This window comes from Pseudomonas sp. P1_A1, from assembly GCF_056406935.1.
Window position 1 is genome coordinate 176,882 of record NZ_JBFTZE010000003.1, and the last position, 16,073, is coordinate 192,954.

The following is a 16,073-nucleotide window of genomic DNA, read 5'->3' on the forward strand; positions in this document are numbered from 1 at the left end:
TGGCATGAACGACACTATCGAACGTCTTGCCGACGGCACTTTGGTCTTTCTGCCAGAGCGACTCAATCGTGATCCAGCCGTATTGCGCGGTTTAACCAATGATGAAATGTGGGTGGCCCTAGGCGCCGGCGCCGTCATTGGCCTGCTGGTGGGCATTCCTCTGGCGATCATCACCGCCTCGATTGCCGTGGCGCCTGCCAGCATGATCGCAGGCATGACAGTGGTCTTATTGATCGGGGGCACGCTACTGCGTCGGGCAAAACGCGCTCGTCCGGAGACCTGGTTGTACCGCAAGCTCGAATGGATACTGGCCAGCCGTTGGCGCCTGGGGCGTGGTAGTTTGATTCTCCACTCTGGCGCCTGGACAGTTCGCCGTTCGCGTCGACTGCGCCCCGCTCTGTACCGGTGGCAGCCATGAGTCGATTTCGAAACAAGGTCGATGCCCAACAGGCCCATATCTTCAGCCTGCGTCTGGCGATAGTGATGCTCGCCCTGCTTAGCGCCGGACTCTGGTATGGCTGGCGCTCAGCACCGACCGATCTGACCGTGCATGTCCCCCCTGATCTGCGCTCCGGCAGCACGCGCAAGTGGTGGGATGTTCCCCCAGAGAATGTATATGCCTTTGCCCTGTACATCTTTGGCCAACTCAACCGCTGGCCCTCGGATGGGGAGCAGGATTATCGCCGCTCCATCTATGGCTTGCAGTCCTACCTGACACCCGCCTGCAAGGCCTTCCTCGACGGCGACTACGAGTATCGCAAGGCCGCCGGCGAACTGCGTCAACGGGTGCGTGGCGTCTACGAAATTCTAGGCCGAGGCTACAGTGAAGATCCGGAACTGCGGGTCAAGCAACTTGATCGCGACAGCTGGTTGGTCACTCTCGACCTCAACGCTGATGAGTATTACGCCGCCGAACCGGTGAAACGGGTGGTCGTGCGTTATCCGTTACGGGTGGTGCGTTTCGATCTGGACCCCGAACGCAATAAGTGGGGCCTTGCACTGGATTGCTATCAGGGTACGCCGCAAAAAATCTCCCCGCCTGGAGGTGAGCCATGAAGCGGATTTCTACCCTGGGACTCACCCTCACACTGATGCTATGGGGCGCTACAGCGCAGGCCGTCGAACTGATGCACTGGGAACGCCTACCGCTCGCGGTCCCACTGGTGATCAATCAGGAACGAGTGGTCTTTGTCGATGAAGCTGTTCGTGTCGGCGTGCCTTCCACTCTGAAGGATAAACTGCGCGTGCAATCAACCGGAGGCACGCTGTACTTGCGCGCGTCGCAAGCCATTGCACCGACACGACTGCAACTGCAATCGGTCAAGACGGGCGAGATCATCCTCCTGGATATCGCGGCCACGCCTGGCGATCAACCGCTGGAGCCCGTGCGTATTCTCAAGAATGCTCCGGTGCAAGCTATCGAGTCTGAATCGAGCACCGTCCCTGTTCCAGAACGTACGCCCATCCCGGCCGCTTTGACGCGCTACGCCGCGCAAAGCCTGTACGGCCCGCTGCGCACCGTGGAGTCCCTGCCCGGCGTACGCCGCGTCCCGCTCAAGCTGCGCACCGAACTGCGGCCCCTGCTGCCGAGCGAAAACGCTTCCAGCACACCCATCGCCGCCTGGCGGCTCGGTGACTATTGGGTGACGGCCGTGAAGTTGCGCAATCGAGGTACAGCGACGGTGCAACTAGATCCGCGTCAGCTTCAGGCAAAGCTGTTCGCCGCGACCTTCCAGCATGCTTTCCTCGGGCCGGTCGGCAGTGCGGAAGACACCACTATTGCCTACCTCATCACGCGCGGTGCCGGCCTCGAACACGCCCTGATGCTTCCGCCCGTTGCGCGAGGTGCTGACGATGAAGGCTAACGCCTTGCTCAAATGGCTAGTACCAGCTGCGCTGCTGGGCGTAGTGCTGATCATCATGAAAAGCTGGGTCGCGGGAGGCAGTACGCCTTCTCCAGAGCACCCATTTGATCAGGGCGATATTCAATTATCTGCCGAGCAAGCCAAGTCGCTCGGCATTGCGGGCGATACCCCACGCGACACGGTCGCCACCTTGGTAGGCCAAGTGAAGGCCATGCGCAGCGACATGCTCGGTTTGAAGAAACACAATGATTCACTGCAAACGGAAAACAACCGTCTACGTGAGCGGGAAAACAGCGTCGACTCGCGTATTCAGACGGCACTTGGCAGTGTGACCCAGCAGGTAGACGAAGGCCGCCGACAAGCCAATGAAGCACGCCTCAAAGCGGAACAAGACAGTCGTCAGGCTCGCGGTCTGCTGACGCAATTGCAGGAACAGTTGTCGGGGCTGACCGGCAAAGGCAAGGATATGCCGATCGGACTGGGTCTTGAACCGGGCGATGGGGACCAGTTCGAAGGGCGGCATTCTGCCAACGATGCGCTGCAGTGGATTGAACCCTCGGATACTCCCTCCACCGAAGCCCGAGGCAAAACCAAGACCTCCTCCGCACCGAGTCTACCTAATGCCTTCAACTCGCTCGAGGGATTGAAGGACAATGCCATCGACCGCAGCCAAAAGCAGTTACGCGAGGTCACCAAGGGTGAGCGTGACCTGACGCGATCCGGTGATCGTACCGAAGGTGCGAAGCCGGTCTACACCATTCCCGAAAATGCGACATTGATGGGCTCGGTCGCCATGACCGCGCTGATTGGCCGAGTCCCGGTGGATGGCACCGTGAATGATCCCTATCCCTTCAAGGTGCTGGTCGGTCCGGAAAACCTGACGGCCAACGGCATCGACCTGCCAGACGTCGCGGGTGCTGTGATGAGCGGCACGGCGTCCGGTGACTGGACCCTGTCATGCGTACGCGGACAGGTCGAGTCGATCACTTTTGTGTTTACCGATGGCACCATCCGCACGGTGCCTCAGCCGAAAGCGGTATCCAGCCGCAATGCCTCCACCACCCAGAGCTCAAACACCGACAAGATCCGCGGTGGACTTGGTTACCTGTCCGATCCGTATGGCATTCCATGCATTGCCGGCGACCGCCGCTCGAACGCCCAGCAGTACCTCGGTAGCCAGAGCCTAATCACTGCTGCCGGCGCGGGCGTCGCCGCCCTGCTCGGGAATGAGCAAAACAACAGCAGCGTGATCAGCTCGGGCGGCAGTGCCTTCGGGGTCACCAGCAACAGTGGCAATAGCGCACTGAATTCAATTCTCAGTGGTGGGGTCAGCGACATTCGCGAGTGGGTTAACAAACTGTATGGCGAAGCCTTTGCTGCCGTTTATGTACCACCTGCAGCACTGGTCGCCCTACACCTCGACCATGAGATCACCATCGACTACGAGCCCAAGGGCCGGAGCGTTCGCCATGAAAAAGACCCTACCTCCCTATCTGATCTGGATTAGCTTGCTCTGCTGGGTCCTGACAGGGTGTTCCACCGACAAGGACACACTGTTGCCGCATGGCGAGCAAACCATGCTGGACATCTGGAACGGCGCCGGCTCACAGGGTACTCAACAGCAACTGTTGGATGCTCGGCAGAAGTTGCGCCGCCCGTTGGCTCAAACAGATCTCTCCGCTGCGCTCCAGGAACCGTATACGCGTACAGCAGAGAATGAAATTCGCAACCTGTTCCCGCGCCTGCCCAATCCTGATTTGGTGATGTACGTGTATCCGCATCTGAGTGGTACCGAGCAGGCACCAGTGCCGGGGTACTCGACCGTCTTTCCATTCTACCAACGGGTGCAGTACGCACTGCCGGGTGAGCGTCAGGAAGATCTGTAATGTGTAGCAACGATGCGGGCAACCGCACTTATGCCTGGAAAGCCTGGCGCAACCCACTGCGCCCACGCGCCACATTGGCTGACGAAGCAGCGCTCTATGCGCACAACCCCAGCTTCACCGATCATCTGCCGTGGGTCGAATACCTCGACAGCGAGCAGTGTTTTCTACTAGATGACAATCGCTCTGTGGGTGCGATATTCGAGTTACTGCCCATAGGCACCGAAGGGCGCGAACCCGATTGGCTAATGGCAGCCCGCGATGCCATAGAAGATGCCCTGCAGGATAGCTTTGACGAGCTGGATCAAGCGCCTTGGGTGGCGCAATTTTTCTGCCAGGACGACAACGACTTCACCCCCTACCTGACCCGGCTCACCGACTATATTCAGGACGGCGCCCGAGGCACGGTTTTCACCGAAGCGTACCTGGAACTTATTCGCCGACATTTGAAAGCCATCTCCAAGCCCGGCGGCCTGTTCGAGGATAAGGCAGTCACGCGCCTGCCTTGGCGAGGAAACAACCGTCGGGTGCGATTGGTGATCTATCGCTGGCTTGAGTCTGTCGGTGAGGAGGCGGGACTCAACCCAGTGCATTCGCTGCAACAAACTTGCGAACGTATCGCTGTTTCGTTGCAGGCGTGCGGGGTGCAATCGACGCGAGTCGATGGCCGAGGTTTGTATGCCTGGTTGTTGCCCTGGTTCAATCCGGCACCCAGTCTCACTAATGAAGCGCCCGAGGGCTTCTACCGCCGGGTAGCATATCCGGAGTCCGGCGAAGGCGCATCGCTGGAGCTGCCCTTCGATCATGACTTTGCCGAACGCTTGTTCTTCAACGAACCGAGTTCGGACGTGCAGCATGGACTCTGGTTTTTTGATGGTCAGCCCCACCGGGTCATGGTGGTGGACAAGCTGCGCCGGGCGCCATTGATTGGTCAACTCACTGGCGAAATCCGCAAGGGAGACGCGGTGAATGCCCTGTTCGACCAGTTACCCGAAGGCACGGTGATGAGTCTGACCCTGGTGGTCAAACCACAAGATGTCCTCGAAGATCAGTTGAACCGCCTAGCCCGCAAAGCCATTGGTGAAAACTTGGCTTCGACTCAGGCCCGTCAGGATGTTGAAGAGGCTCGTGCGATCATTGGCCGACAGCACAAGCTGTACCGCGGCACCCTGGCATTTTACGTGCGCGGTCACGATGAACAGCAATTGCACCAACGCTCAGTCGGCCTGACGAACGCGCTATTGGGCGCGGGGCTACAACCGGTGCGTGAGGGCGATGAAGTCGCCGCCTGCAACAGCTACCTGCGTTGGTTACCGATGGTTTACAACCCAGCCCGCGACACACGTAACTGGTACACACGCCTGATGTTCACCCAACACGTGGCAAACCTCGTTCCAGTCTGGGGCCGCAGCATTGGCACCGGCCACCCGGGTATAACGCTGTTTAATCGCGGTGGTTCGCCTTTGAGCTTTGATCCATTGTCACGTTTAGACAGGGCAATGAACGGCCATCTGCTGTTATTCGGCCCCACCGGCGCCGGCAAGTCGGCGACTTTAGTCACCTTGTTGATGCAGATCATGGCTATATACCGCCCTCGCCTATTTATCGTAGAGGCTGGCAACTCGTTCGGCCTGCAGGGTGACTACTTCGCYACACAGGGCTTGTCGATCAACAAGGTCCAATTGAAACCTGGTGCGCCGGTCAGTCTCGCCCCGTTTGCCGATGCTAGGCGCCTGGTAGAGCAGTCGGATCAGATGGCGAGTCTGTCGATCGATGAGCTGGACGATGAAGTGGTAACTAGTCGCGAAGACCAGCGCGACATTCTCGGTGAATTAGAAATCACCGCCCGACTGATGATCACCGGCGGCGAGGCCAAGGAAGAAGCTCGCCTGAGTCGAGCCGATCGCAGCTTGATCCGCGAGTGCATTCTCGATGCGGCACAGACCTGTGTCGCGTCGGGTCGCCAGGTATTGACCCACGACGTACGCGACGCGTTGCTGCGCGTCGCCACCGACACGCACTTGCCGGAGAAGCGGCGTGAGCGTGCCCAGGAAATGGGCGAGTCCATCGACTTGTTTTGCCAGGGCTTCGAGGGCGAGCTCTTCGACCGTGAAGGCACGCCGTGGCCGGAAAGTGATGTGACCGTTGTCGATCTCGCCACTTATGCTCGCGAAGGCTATGAGGCTCAGATGTCCATCAGCTATATCAGCCTGATGAACACCGTAAACAACCTCGCCGAGCGCGACCAGTACTTGGGCCGACCAATCATCATGGTCACCGACGAGGGGCATATCATTACCAAGAACCCCCTGCTGGCGCCCTTCGTGGTCAAGGGTACGAAGATGTGGCGCAAGCTCGGCGCTTGGTTCTGGCTCGCCACGCAGAACCTTGCAGACTTTCCCACGGCTGCGCAGACCATGCTCAACATGATCGAATGGTGGATTTGCTTGAATATGCCGCCCGCGGAGATTGAGGAAATCGCGCGGTTCAAGAAACTCACGCCGGCACAGAAAGCCTTGCTGCTCTCCGCCAGCAAGGAGCCTGGGAAGTACACTGAGGGAGTCGTACTATCGAAAAAACTCGAAACACTGTTTCGGGCCGTGCCGCCTAGTCTTTATCTCGCCCTTGCCATGACTGAGCCAGAGGAGAAAGCCGAACGCTGGACACTGATGCAAAACACTGGCTGCTCTGAGCTGGAAGCGGCATATCGAGTAGCGGAGCGAATCGATAGAGCGCGAGGAATAGACCCTGTATAGGTAAATCTATTCAGCGCTCTAAAACGAGATAACGGTTATTGCCGTCCCCCCCGGAGACGCTGCTGAATCCTCAACAAAAATCCGGCTTCGAAGGCATCCTGACAATCACCGAGAGGAAAAGTCTTGCGTGTTTGCGCCAGCTCCCACCACAGCGGAATTTCGCCAGGCGCATCAAGCCAAGCCTGGGCGCATTGCACGCCACGCTCAATCATTGAGGAAAATTCGCTACCCCACGGAGTCAGAAGACTTGGACAACCATCCGCCGCTGGAATTGAAACGTAGTTTTCGTCCATACACACCTAGATTTCTGATTTATTTTCAGACGCAAAGTCCAGCTTCGAAAACATTTAGGCTCTAGGTAACAGCCATAAGCATTCAAATGGCATAGATCAGCGCTAATGCAGACTATATCCCGTGGATTGAGAGTCCCTCAAGGCGCAATTTGCGCGCATGACTCACGACTACGAACAGCTGCGTCTGCAACTGGCGGAAAACATCCGCTTGATGCGACGCGTGAAAAACCTTTCCCAAGAGCAGCTCGCGCTCATGGCCGAGGTCGATCGCACCTACGTCAGTCAAATTGAACGATGCACGGGCAATCCGTCGTTGTTAGTTCTTTTTAAGCTCGCGAGCGTTTTCGAAATTACCGCAGATCAGTTACTTGTGGAACCCGAGGTACTGCGTAGCTCCCTTCACGTCAAATAATAGTCTTACGTATCACAAAGCCGATAGATTGGCCTTCATAATTTCCGCTGACAATCTCCAGTCCCTCACCGATTCTGCCCAGGCCATACATATTGAGCCTGGATTATGACTGCCGTCTATTCGTCAATATCGCCCGCAAGGCTACGCCCTTTGGCGCTGAGCATCCTGCTGGCATGCGGCCCAAGCGTGGCGCTGGACACCGGAAGCATCACTTCCTCCGTGCTTTCGCCAGACTGTGTCGAATACAGGGTCGTCGGCATTTGTTTCTGGCTGCTCTGCACGCCATTCGGCTGCACAATCAAAACCTCGACCAAGGTTCGTCATTTCATTCCTGAACTGGTGGTCTCAAGCTACACCACCACGGGCAATAACCCATGGACCGAGATGGCCACCCTCTCCTCTCCCATCAGCGGTTCGGAAGGTGGCGGCAACCTGATCACCCCGAACACCCACCGCGACAACCTGACCCGCTTCAAGAACGTCGATGGCATCGGCCACCCCGGCGGCTGGATCGCAACGCAACTGGCTTCGCAATCCGGCTATGCCTGCGCCAGCGGTGCAACAGCATTCATACCTTACTACCTGAGTACCCTGGACTCACTGGCTTGGCGCCATGGCATCCCGGAAAATTTCTACCCAGAGTCACTTGTGCCCGGAGTCCGCGAAGTCGGTAGTCAAGTTTTAGGAAACATGTGGGGCAACGTTTATCCCAGGCAGGGTTTTCTGGTACAGCCCGACGATTTCAAGGCAGCCGCAGTCATGGCGCAACGGGCAGGTGATGTGGTTACCCGAAACTGGCAGCCGCATGTGTATTTACCACTCACACCAGCCAGACACGACGGCTACTGGCCGCCTGGCCCGATCGTCGAAAACGACGCTTCGACCCACAAATGGCAATTGCTCTCCCCCCAAATTCAGCCCACGTGCGCCATTTTCCCCAGCAATCCAGTCCAGAGCGCGGATGGCGGCTACGCCTGGTCGCTTTGGCGTCCCTATAGCTGCTGCAAACGTGAGGGACAGACGTTTCTATTCAGCATCGACTTCGAAGGAGGTGCTTCATGAGTCGGCTTCTCGCACGACCATGGTTGGGCGCGATGAGTCTGTTGTTCTGTGGACTGCTTGCCATGGCCACGCACGCCCACGCCGCCGAAGGCGATTACCGCCTGGGCACTCAAGGTGAAGTGCTCGATGACCGCGTGATGTACACCATTGGTGGCGGCTCGGCAGTCGGCTCACCGAGTTCGCTCTACCGACCCAGTGGTCTCGGTGTCGGCGGGTCATGGCGAGCGAACATGATGTGCGGAAACATGAGCCTCACCAACACCCTGCAAAACCAACTGAACGGCGTCACCGATGGTTTCCAGCAAATCATGGGCAGCATCGTGCAGAACGCGACCCAAGCGGTGATGTCGCTGCCGGCGTTGATCATTCAGCGCGCCAACCCAGGCCTCTATGAGTTGCTTAGTAATGGGGTGATGCAGGGGCGCATCGACTTCGACCGCTCCAAGCTGACCTGCCAAGCCATGGCCGAGAAAATGGCGGACAAGGTCGGTCAAGCCGGCTGGGGCGCGCTGGCCAAGAACCAAGAAATGCAAGGCAACCTGGAGCAAACCGGCGGTGATGCGGTGGCCGCGGTGCAAAACACCGAGGCCCATAACGGCAACAATGGAGTGGCCTGGGTCGGCGGTTCAAAGGCCGGAGGTGATGGGCAAACGCCCATTCGGGTGACCGCCGACATGGTGCGCGCGGGCTATAACCTGCTGCATAACCGGTCGGTTACTGACAGTACCTCAGTCAGTAACAATGATTGCCTGGGTGGGGCCATTTGTCAGACCTGGGCCTCACCGCAGGAGGAATCCGAATGGGCCGTTCGAGTGTTGGGTGAGAGCGAAGTCGCGACCTGCGATAGCTGCGAAACCCTGCGTGCGACCGCAGGCAGTGGACTGACGCCGCTGATCCAGGAGGCCTATAACGAGCGACTTAAGGCCCTGCAAGGGCTGTTGTCTGGCTCTCTGCCCCCTATCCCTGACAACCTGGCGAAAGCCTCCAGCCCGATGCTGCCGGTGACCCGTCGCGCGGTTGAAGCCCTCCGCGACGATCCCGACCAGGATCTGCTGGCGCGGCGCCTAGCCAGCGAGACAGCCTTGTCCAGCGTACTCGACAAGGCGCTCCTGCTACTGCGTACGCTGCTGGCGGGCAGTCACGAACCGAACATCGCCTCAGCCGAGCCGGCCCAAATCGCCCTGACGAGAAACATCGACGCCCTGGAGCGCGAAATTCGCCTGCTGCAGACCGAGATGCAGGTCAGGCAGATGCTGACGACCAATACCGCCAGCTTGGTGCTCGACCGGCATGCTGGTGGCGCCGACGCTTCGCGCACCGTCGAGCAAGGCGACCCTGAGCCAGGTCGACTTAATGATGCTGACGCCAGGCGCAAGTGAGCCATGAAATGCTCAACGCTATTCACTCTGCTTTCAGGTCTGGGGATTGCCGCGCTGATGATCCTGACCGCCGCACTGGTCGCCTGGATCGGCCGCGCTGCACTGGGTAGTTTCGAAGTCTGGCACCAGGCATTCGAATCCGCACGACCTTACCTGCTGTGGTGGCGCTCCCTGCTCTACGCCGCCCTATTTGCGCTCTGGTGGGACCTGCTTCGGCGCTACCGACATCGACCACAGGATCGACAGCGCGTGAAACGCATCGGAGCATTAGGGCTCGTGCTCTTTACCTGCGTCGAACTCACCCGACTGTGAGGTCACCACCATGCTCATGAGCACAAACAGCTACCTGGAGTTTTACCTCTCTCTGCTCGCCTGGATCATCAACAACGGCCTTTGGAGTGTTCTGTCCGACACCGGGCTATTCGCCGCACCCTTTGGTGCAATCATCTTGCAGGAATGGTTGTCTGCACGTCAGCAAGGCGCGGATGAGGGCAACAAGGGACTGCTCTCGGTGCCGCGGATCGAGAACCGGTTGTGGCTGGCCTACATCGTCGTGTTGTTCGGCTGCGCGCCGGTCTTTCCGTTGAGCCTCTCGTCAATGACGTTCGATGATGCGGCGAGTCAGCGCTGCGGCGTGAGTGTGGCCAAACCAGCAGAAACCGCCTGGGGGACGACCTTCAATACCATTGGCGAACGCTCTGCCAATGTGCCGATCTGGTGGTTTCTGGTGCATGCCTTGAGCAAAGGCGTGACTGCGGCGGCCACCGCCTCCATCCCTTGCGCACCGGATATCCGACAAATGCGCATGGAAATCGACAGCTCACGCATCGACAATCAGGTCCTGCTGCAGGAAGTCGCCGACTTCACTCGCGACTGCTACGGCTATTCCCGTTCTCGGCTGTTCACCAACCGTCCGCAGTTGGACAAAGCCCAAAGTCACGACGCAGCGTGGATCGGTTCAAGCTATTTGCTCGACACACCCGGCTACTACGATACGGATCGTTCCCGTACCCCGCGCGCCAACTGGCCGTATGACGAAAGCCGCGATGTATCCTTGCCGCGGTTAGAAAATGGTGCAGGCTACCCCACCTGCAAGCAGTGGTGGAGCGACAGTGGTGTCGGGCTACGCAAGCGCTTGATCGAGCAGGTCGATCCTTCGCTGCTGACTCAGCTGAAAGGTTGGTTGACTGGCCGTTCGAGCAACGAGATCGAAGATGCCACCCTGCGTGAGCTGGTCAGCCCGCGCCAGCAATCGATGTCCATGTCGCCCGGACAGGTGTATCAGGACTACGGCTCCAGCGCTCGTGGCGGTTCGATCAATCAGGGGCTCAATAACCTGGCCACCAATACCGGGTTGGCCCTCGGTTCCTTCAGCAACTTCCCGGCAATGAATGCACTACGCGCAGCCTTGCCGATGGTGCAGGCGTTCCTGATCATGGGCGTCATCATCAGCTTGCCGCTGATCCTGCTGGTCAGTACCTACCAGCTGAAGACCGTCATGACGGTGACGTTTGCGCTGTTCACCTTACACATGCTGAGCTTCTGGTGGGAACTGGCGCGCTGGGTCGACTCCAGCATGCTCGATACGTTGTACAACCAGGTGTCAGCGTCAAATCAGGTGCTGTTGTCGCTGCCCACATCAGGCCTCATGGATGGAACAGTCACGGCGCAGGTGATCGAGTATGTAATGGGGGCGATGTTCATCGTGCTACCGATGCTATTTCTAGGCGCCATGAGCTGGGCAGGATATTCAGTCGGCAACGGGATTCAAGGCATGTTGGCGAACGGTAGCAAAGCTGCCAGTGATTCAGCGAGCAAAGGTACGGATCAAATATTGGGTGCTGCTAAGCGCTCAATTAGATGACTTGCTGTCGCCTATATAATGCCCATTGTCGTCGAAGTCGCCGATGTAGAGATCAGCTCCTAGGTGGTCTGGCCCTGGATTTTTATCTTCGCGATCGGCACCAATAAAAGTCCTGAGCCATAGCAAAGTGATGACAGCCAGCATCATCACAATGAAAGTAACCAGCCAAACACTGACAAACAGTAATCCTCCGATCAATGCCAGTTTGGCAATCAGAAAACTCCCGCGAACAAGAAATTTACCTGCGGGCCCACCTGCGGTCTCCGCACGCTCAACCACATGGGATTCAAAAGCTTTCAACCTACGGTAACCACGCTTCACCGACAGACCACAGGAATACGCCCGGCGGTGGGCACGTGAATTCTGAACAGGTTGTTGAGTCGGCATGGTGTCGCCCTCTTCTGAGCGTTTTCATGGTTGAGCCTGGAGGAATAGGCTACTACTGAAAACGGCCCATGCCTGACCGTTTATCAGTTTCCCCGGTCGAAAAATCCTCATTGGAAGCCAGAAGACAAGCTCCGCGAAACATCGTATCTACAGCGATTGACCCAGATAAATCGTCCGGCTAAATACAAGGTGCGGATCGCTGTTATCGACAGCACTTTCCCAGGTAGCCAGAACCTTCAAGGCTACGTCACTTCGATGATGGTTCCCCCAAAGTGCGATTAGCGTTCGGTAGCTCGCACGGTCACCGTTTCTATGGTGATGAACGCCTACTGCTCTCCTGAGCGCCTTTCGAGCGCTGCTCGCCAGGCGAACCTTCTTGTTTTTCTGCAACCCACCGCGGGGAAGTTCTTTCCCCCACGGGACAGGTTTCTTCGCGCTTTCAACGGAGGCACACCATGTCCGATTCACTTACACCGGAAGCACTGAACACCCTTCGGTTGCCCATTGTGTTCACTCCTGGCGCGTGGCAACACGCAGTTCTGCTCGAGCGCTCCGATCACTCTGAGAAGCTGCAGGTCGATCGCCTGAGCCACGTATTGCGCGCAGCCTTCGAGGCTCACTTGGCCTCTCCACACGAGCCCTATGTGCTGTTCGAGGTAGTCCACATTCAATCAACAGATCACTTAGACCACGACCCGTTGCTTCAATTGAGTCTCAGCATACTCCAAGAACCGGGTCAGCCTGGTGCCTTGCTGATAGCGCTTGCAGGAGACGCCAACGCTAAACGCACATAACCGTACTCGGCGCTCAAATCCACATTCGGACAGCATGCAAGACCTGCATCAATTCACCCATCACCCAACCGGGGAACCCTCCCCGACGGGCAAGGCGTTCCTCCGCTTTCTCTCGAGGAAAATGCCATGCGCGATATCTACCAAGACGTGACTGACAAGATCGTTACTGCTTTGGACCAAGGCGTTGTCCCCTGGATCAAACCCTGGTCCTCAAGTGGCTCAGTTGACGTCAGTCGTCATCAACCCTTCCCCATCAATGCCATCACGCGTCGTCCCTACTCGGGCATCAATTTACCATTGCTCTGGGCCGAGGCCAGGTTGCAGGGGTTCACTCAAGATCGGTGGCTGACCTTCAATCAAGCCCGAAAGGCGGGTGGGCACATCCGTAAGGGGGAACACAGCACTCTGGCAGTCCTATACAAGCCGATGGAACGCGAGGAACAGACCGAGTCAGGCCAACCCGTACCCGATGAAAACGGTCAACCCAAGGTCGCTCACTTTGGCATTGTTAGGACACATTTTCTGTTCAACATCGAGCAAACGGAGGGGCTCGAAATGCTTAGTGACACCCTGCTCGAGACGGAACAGAGTGATCCCTTCCAGCCCAACAGCGCCGCGGAAAATCTGCTGTTAAGTTCAGGTGCACGCATCGTTCATCGGCCTGCCGACGAAGCCTTTTACCACCCGATCAGGGATCTCATCCAACTGCCGACAAAGGCACAATTTCACGATGAAAGTGGGTACTACGCCACCGCACTGCACGAGCTGACGCACTGGACCGGGCATCACGCTCGGTTGCAGCGCGAAGGCGTGACGTCACCCTGTCCGTTCGGCTCGCCAGGCTATGCCTTTGAGGAGTTGATCGCCGAGATGGGCGCTGCGTTTTTATGTGCCTACGCCGGTATAAAGGGGGAGCTGCGGCACGAGGGCTACATCGACTCCTGGCTCAGCCTGCTCAAGGCTGACAAACGCGCTATCTTTCGCGCCAGTGGTCACGCCCGAAGCGCCTCGGAGTATGTACTCAACCTGGAGCAGCAACTGAGGCAAGTAGTCTTGGATGACTCGCTGTGCATGAACGATGGAGCTTAATCGTTACCTCACCGCTGCAAACGCTTCGCAGGGCCCAACGCCAGTTGAGCCCTTTTTTCTGCGCCCAGAAAAAGCCCCATGCCGCAGGACTCTGACGCAAAAAATCAGAGAGGAGCGCACACCCGCAGCATGTCAATCCGCATCCAGGTTCTGCGCCAGAAAACCCACCAGCTCGAGCGGACTCCGGCTGTCGATCACCTTGTAGATCAGATCGCGTTTACTGCGCGGTAACTTCTTGACCACGCTCTTCGCTGAAGCCCTGACGGCTTCGTCGGTCCCATGGATACGTGCCGCGAGCAGCAGCACGAGCGTGGCGTCAGTAAGGTTCATGGCAAGACCCAAAAAATATGCACCGCAGTGTACCGACTCTTTTCTTTTTCGTACCAGCCCCAACAAAACGATGTGTAGCAGTATCGATATCCCGATTGCCGCGCAAAGGGACACGAGCCAAAAAGGACGGGTAAGGGTTGGAAGGGAATGGGGACTCAAGGGTAAGAGCTCTATCCGAAAAGGCTAAAAGGCCACTGACCCAGCCACCTCCCGGGGGTCACGATGCTCAGTCTGTTTCGCCGCAAAAGGCAGAAGCCTTCTCCGCCACCGACCGTCAACGTCGCCGCAGGTTACCTGTCCGTCGAGTCAGCCCATACCCTCTTAGCAGTGGAGCACCGCCGTCAGTTGCTCGATCGCATCTGGCAATACACCGCCCTCTCCCACGTCCAATTCACCCAGCTCTATTTAAATCCGATCCATCGCTACGCCGAACAAGTCCAGCAACTCCCGGCCAGCGAGACGCACCACCATGCTTATCTCGGCGGCATGCTCGACCATGGACTGGAGCTGGTCGCCTGTAGCTTGAAACTGCGTCAGTCGTATCTGCTTCCCACCGGTGCTGCGCCCGAAGACCAAGCCGCCCAGACTGACGCCTGGTCCGCGGGCATCGCCTATGGCGCCCTGCTGCATGATATAGGCAAGATTGCCGTGGACCTGCTGGTCGAACGCCAGGATGGCCGTGTTTGGCATCCTTGGCAGGGCTCCCTGGATCAGCCCTACCGTTTTCGTTACATCAAGGGTCGTGACTACCACCTGCACGGCGCCGCCGCAGGCTTGCTCTACACCCACATTCTCGACCGCCCAATCCTCGATTGGCTCAGTGGATTTCCGCCACTGTGGGCCAGTCTGCTGTATGTCCTGGCGGGCCAGTACGAACGTGCCGGCGTTCTCGGTGAGTTGGTGATGCAGGCCGACCGTGTTTCCACCGCGCAGAACATCGGTGGCAACCCGAAGAAGGCACTGCAGGCCCCGACGCATTCGCTGCAACATCACTTGATCACCGGACTATGTCATCTGGTTCAGCACGAGCTGAAACTCAACCAGCCGGGTGCCGCGGGATGGCTGACCCAGGACGCCCTCTGGCTGGTCAGCAAGACGGTCACGGACAAGCTGCGAGCCTATCTGCTGTCGCAATCGATTGAAGGCATTCCTTCGTCCAACCCAGCGGTGTTCGACGAGCTGCAATCGCATGGGCTGGTCGAGTCCACCCCGGAAGGTAAAGCCATCTGGACCGCGCTTGTGGCTCAGGGAAACTGGCAGCAGACCTTCACCTTTCTGCGCCTTCAGCCGGCATTGATTTGGGGAAGCGCAGACCGCCCCAAAGCCTTCAGCGGAACGGTGAGCGTGGCAGTCGATGACCACCCGACTGGCGTTCCGGCATCTCCAGCAGCGCCCAAGTCTGCCAATACAGGATCGCGTCAAAGCCCTTCGCTAATAAATCCCATGGCGCTGGAGGATGCCGACTACCTCGGCACGCTGCTGGACATGTTCGAGTTGGAAAAGCCTGAGGCCAGTGATGCACCGTCAGAAAGCGCTCTCGAAACTTCAACCCTCCCTTCGGATAACCCTGGCCAGGCATTCTTGAATTGGCTCAAGGAAGGCATCCAAAGCCACAAGCTGATCATCAATGACAGCAAGGCCAAAATCCACACGGTGAGTGGTTGCGTATTTCTGGTCACGCCCGGTCTGTTCCAACGTTATGTCCAGGAATTTCCAGGTATCTCACAGGCTTCCGATCAAGAGATTGAAGAATGGCGTTGGGTGCAGAAGCAGTTCGAAAAACTGAAGGTCCACAGGAAGCGAGGCAACGGTTTGAATATCTGGACGAGCCAAGTGCACGGCCCCAGAAAGAAAACGACCTTGAAGGGGTATCTGATTGCCGAGCCGACGTCACTTCTAGAATCAATACCGCCAGACAACCCATTTCTCGCACTTGACGAGGTATGAGCGATGGGCACC

At 57.9% G+C, this 16,073-nt stretch carries 17 protein-coding genes; 14 read left to right on the top strand and 3 right to left on the bottom strand.

Translation table 11 applies throughout. The features are described 5' to 3' along the window. Window positions 1-4: 4 nt before the first annotated feature. The 6 genes from AC1D2Q_RS05985 to AC1D2Q_RS06010 are packed head-to-tail and all read left to right on the top strand — an operon-like array spanning window position 5 to window position 6,504. Complete coding sequence (locus tag AC1D2Q_RS05985) at window positions 5-418, top strand: TIGR03750 family conjugal transfer protein (protein ID WP_477812573.1); 414 nt, start codon at window positions 5-7, stop codon at window positions 416-418. Beyond that, complete coding sequence (locus AC1D2Q_RS05990; protein ID WP_477812574.1) at window positions 415-1,056, top strand: PFL_4703 family integrating conjugative element protein; 642 nt, start codon at window positions 415-417, stop codon at window positions 1,054-1,056. Before AC1D2Q_RS05985 ends, AC1D2Q_RS05990 begins: the two co-directional genes overlap by 4 nt. Continuing rightward, complete coding sequence (locus AC1D2Q_RS05995; RefSeq protein ID WP_122555012.1) at window positions 1,053-1,865, top strand: TIGR03749 family integrating conjugative element protein; 813 nt, start codon at window positions 1,053-1,055, stop codon at window positions 1,863-1,865. Before AC1D2Q_RS05990 ends, AC1D2Q_RS05995 begins: the two co-directional genes overlap by 4 nt. Further along, window positions 1,855-3,372 carry a TIGR03752 family integrating conjugative element protein gene (locus AC1D2Q_RS06000; protein WP_122555013.1) on the top strand — a complete coding sequence of 506 codons (1,518 nt, stop codon included), beginning with the start codon at window positions 1,855-1,857 and terminating at the stop codon, window positions 3,370-3,372. The genes AC1D2Q_RS05995 and AC1D2Q_RS06000 overlap by 11 nt, the downstream gene beginning before the upstream one ends. Then, window positions 3,335-3,751, top strand: coding sequence for a TIGR03751 family conjugal transfer lipoprotein (locus tag AC1D2Q_RS06005; RefSeq protein WP_122555014.1), 417 nt, complete (start codon window positions 3,335-3,337; stop codon window positions 3,749-3,751). Before AC1D2Q_RS06000 ends, AC1D2Q_RS06005 begins: the two co-directional genes overlap by 38 nt. Next, a complete protein-coding gene (locus AC1D2Q_RS06010) occupies window positions 3,751-6,504 on the top strand; it encodes a conjugative transfer ATPase (protein WP_477812575.1) in 2,754 nt (917 codons plus the stop codon). Before AC1D2Q_RS06005 ends, AC1D2Q_RS06010 begins: the two co-directional genes overlap by 1 nt. 35 nt (window positions 6,505-6,539) lie before the next feature. On the opposite strand, the gene AC1D2Q_RS06015 is transcribed toward AC1D2Q_RS06010, so the two are convergent. Beyond that, window positions 6,540-6,797 (bottom strand): LasR-specific antiactivator QslA, encoded by a 258-nt coding sequence (locus AC1D2Q_RS06015; protein ID WP_082630499.1) that lies wholly within the window; start codon window positions 6,795-6,797, stop codon window positions 6,540-6,542. Window positions 6,798-6,954: 157 nt separating this feature from the next. On the opposite strand from AC1D2Q_RS06015, the gene AC1D2Q_RS06020 reads away from it, so the two are divergent. From AC1D2Q_RS06020 to AC1D2Q_RS06040, 5 genes are all read left to right on the top strand, one after another. Next, on the top strand, window positions 6,955-7,209 hold the full coding sequence (locus AC1D2Q_RS06020) for a helix-turn-helix domain-containing protein (RefSeq protein ID WP_046035953.1): 255 nt from the start codon (window positions 6,955-6,957) through the stop codon (window positions 7,207-7,209). Between the two features lie 105 nt (window positions 7,210-7,314). Continuing rightward, window positions 7,315-8,271, top strand: a complete 957-nt coding sequence (locus AC1D2Q_RS06025; protein ID WP_477812576.1) for a TIGR03756 family integrating conjugative element protein — start codon at window positions 7,315-7,317, stop codon at window positions 8,269-8,271. After that, entirely contained in the window at window positions 8,268-9,650 is a 1,383-nt protein-coding gene (locus AC1D2Q_RS06030) for an integrating conjugative element protein (protein ID WP_477812577.1), read from the top strand. Before AC1D2Q_RS06025 ends, AC1D2Q_RS06030 begins: the two co-directional genes overlap by 4 nt. A gap of 3 nt (window positions 9,651-9,653) precedes the next feature. Next, complete coding sequence (locus AC1D2Q_RS06035) at window positions 9,654-9,962, top strand: hypothetical protein (protein WP_477812578.1); 309 nt, start codon at window positions 9,654-9,656, stop codon at window positions 9,960-9,962. A 10-nt stretch (window positions 9,963-9,972) separates the two neighbouring features. Continuing rightward, a complete protein-coding gene (locus AC1D2Q_RS06040; RefSeq protein ID WP_046035949.1) occupies window positions 9,973-11,514 on the top strand; it encodes a conjugal transfer protein TraG N-terminal domain-containing protein in 1,542 nt (513 codons plus the stop codon). Here AC1D2Q_RS06040 and AC1D2Q_RS06045 read toward each other — a convergent pair. Next, entirely contained in the window at window positions 11,503-11,901 is a 399-nt protein-coding gene (locus AC1D2Q_RS06045; protein ID WP_046035948.1) for a DUF3742 family protein, read from the bottom strand. The genes AC1D2Q_RS06040 and AC1D2Q_RS06045 overlap by 12 nt on opposite strands. A gap of 455 nt (window positions 11,902-12,356) precedes the next feature. Between AC1D2Q_RS06045 and AC1D2Q_RS06050 the strand changes: the two genes are divergently transcribed. Together AC1D2Q_RS06050 and AC1D2Q_RS06055 are read left to right on the top strand one after the other, a co-directional pair. Next, window positions 12,357-12,695 (top strand): hypothetical protein, encoded by a 339-nt coding sequence (locus AC1D2Q_RS06050; RefSeq protein WP_477812579.1) that lies wholly within the window; start codon window positions 12,357-12,359, stop codon window positions 12,693-12,695. Window positions 12,696-12,821: 126 nt separating this feature from the next. Continuing rightward, window positions 12,822-13,784 carry an ArdC family protein gene (locus AC1D2Q_RS06055; protein WP_477812580.1) on the top strand — a complete coding sequence of 321 codons (963 nt, stop codon included), beginning with the start codon at window positions 12,822-12,824 and terminating at the stop codon, window positions 13,782-13,784. Window positions 13,785-13,916: 132 nt separating this feature from the next. On the opposite strand, the gene AC1D2Q_RS06060 is transcribed toward AC1D2Q_RS06055, so the two are convergent. Then, on the bottom strand, window positions 13,917-14,114 hold the full coding sequence (locus tag AC1D2Q_RS06060) for a DUF7740 domain-containing protein (protein ID WP_477812581.1): 198 nt from the start codon (window positions 14,112-14,114) through the stop codon (window positions 13,917-13,919). A gap of 222 nt (window positions 14,115-14,336) precedes the next feature. Between AC1D2Q_RS06060 and mobH the strand changes: the two genes are divergently transcribed. Further along, window positions 14,337-16,061 carry a MobH family relaxase gene (gene mobH / locus AC1D2Q_RS06065; protein WP_477812582.1) on the top strand — a complete coding sequence of 575 codons (1,725 nt, stop codon included), beginning with the start codon at window positions 14,337-14,339 and terminating at the stop codon, window positions 16,059-16,061. Window positions 16,062-16,073 lie beyond the last annotated feature (12 nt).

Excerpts from the sequence above, each read along its gene's own strand:
- AC1D2Q_RS05985 (WP_477812573.1), top strand. The coding sequence starts at position 5 with ATGAACGACACTATCGAACGTCTTGCCGACGGCACTTTGGTCTTTCTG.
- AC1D2Q_RS05990 (WP_477812574.1), top strand. The coding sequence starts at position 415 with ATGAGTCGATTTCGAAACAAGGTCGATGCCCAACAGGCCCATATCTTC.
- AC1D2Q_RS05995 (WP_122555012.1), top strand. The coding sequence starts at position 1,053 with ATGAAGCGGATTTCTACCCTGGGACTCACCCTCACACTGATGCTATGG.
- AC1D2Q_RS06000 (WP_122555013.1), top strand. The coding sequence starts at position 1,855 with ATGAAGGCTAACGCCTTGCTCAAATGGCTAGTACCAGCTGCGCTGCTG.
- AC1D2Q_RS06005 (WP_122555014.1), top strand. The coding sequence starts at position 3,335 with ATGAAAAAGACCCTACCTCCCTATCTGATCTGGATTAGCTTGCTCTGC.
- AC1D2Q_RS06015 (WP_082630499.1), bottom strand. The coding sequence starts at position 6,797 with ATGGACGAAAACTACGTTTCAATTCCAGCGGCGGATGGTTGTCCAAGT.
- AC1D2Q_RS06020 (WP_046035953.1), top strand. The coding sequence starts at position 6,955 with ATGACTCACGACTACGAACAGCTGCGTCTGCAACTGGCGGAAAACATC.
- AC1D2Q_RS06025 (WP_477812576.1), top strand. The coding sequence starts at position 7,315 with ATGACTGCCGTCTATTCGTCAATATCGCCCGCAAGGCTACGCCCTTTG.
- AC1D2Q_RS06030 (WP_477812577.1), top strand. The coding sequence starts at position 8,268 with ATGAGTCGGCTTCTCGCACGACCATGGTTGGGCGCGATGAGTCTGTTG.
- AC1D2Q_RS06035 (WP_477812578.1), top strand. The coding sequence starts at position 9,654 with ATGAAATGCTCAACGCTATTCACTCTGCTTTCAGGTCTGGGGATTGCC.
- AC1D2Q_RS06040 (WP_046035949.1), top strand. The coding sequence starts at position 9,973 with ATGCTCATGAGCACAAACAGCTACCTGGAGTTTTACCTCTCTCTGCTC.
- AC1D2Q_RS06045 (WP_046035948.1), bottom strand. The coding sequence starts at position 11,901 with ATGCCGACTCAACAACCTGTTCAGAATTCACGTGCCCACCGCCGGGCG.
- AC1D2Q_RS06050 (WP_477812579.1), top strand. The coding sequence starts at position 12,357 with ATGTCCGATTCACTTACACCGGAAGCACTGAACACCCTTCGGTTGCCC.
- AC1D2Q_RS06055 (WP_477812580.1), top strand. The coding sequence starts at position 12,822 with ATGCGCGATATCTACCAAGACGTGACTGACAAGATCGTTACTGCTTTG.
- AC1D2Q_RS06060 (WP_477812581.1), bottom strand. The coding sequence starts at position 14,114 with ATGAACCTTACTGACGCCACGCTCGTGCTGCTGCTCGCGGCACGTATC.
- mobH (WP_477812582.1), top strand. The coding sequence starts at position 14,337 with ATGCTCAGTCTGTTTCGCCGCAAAAGGCAGAAGCCTTCTCCGCCACCG.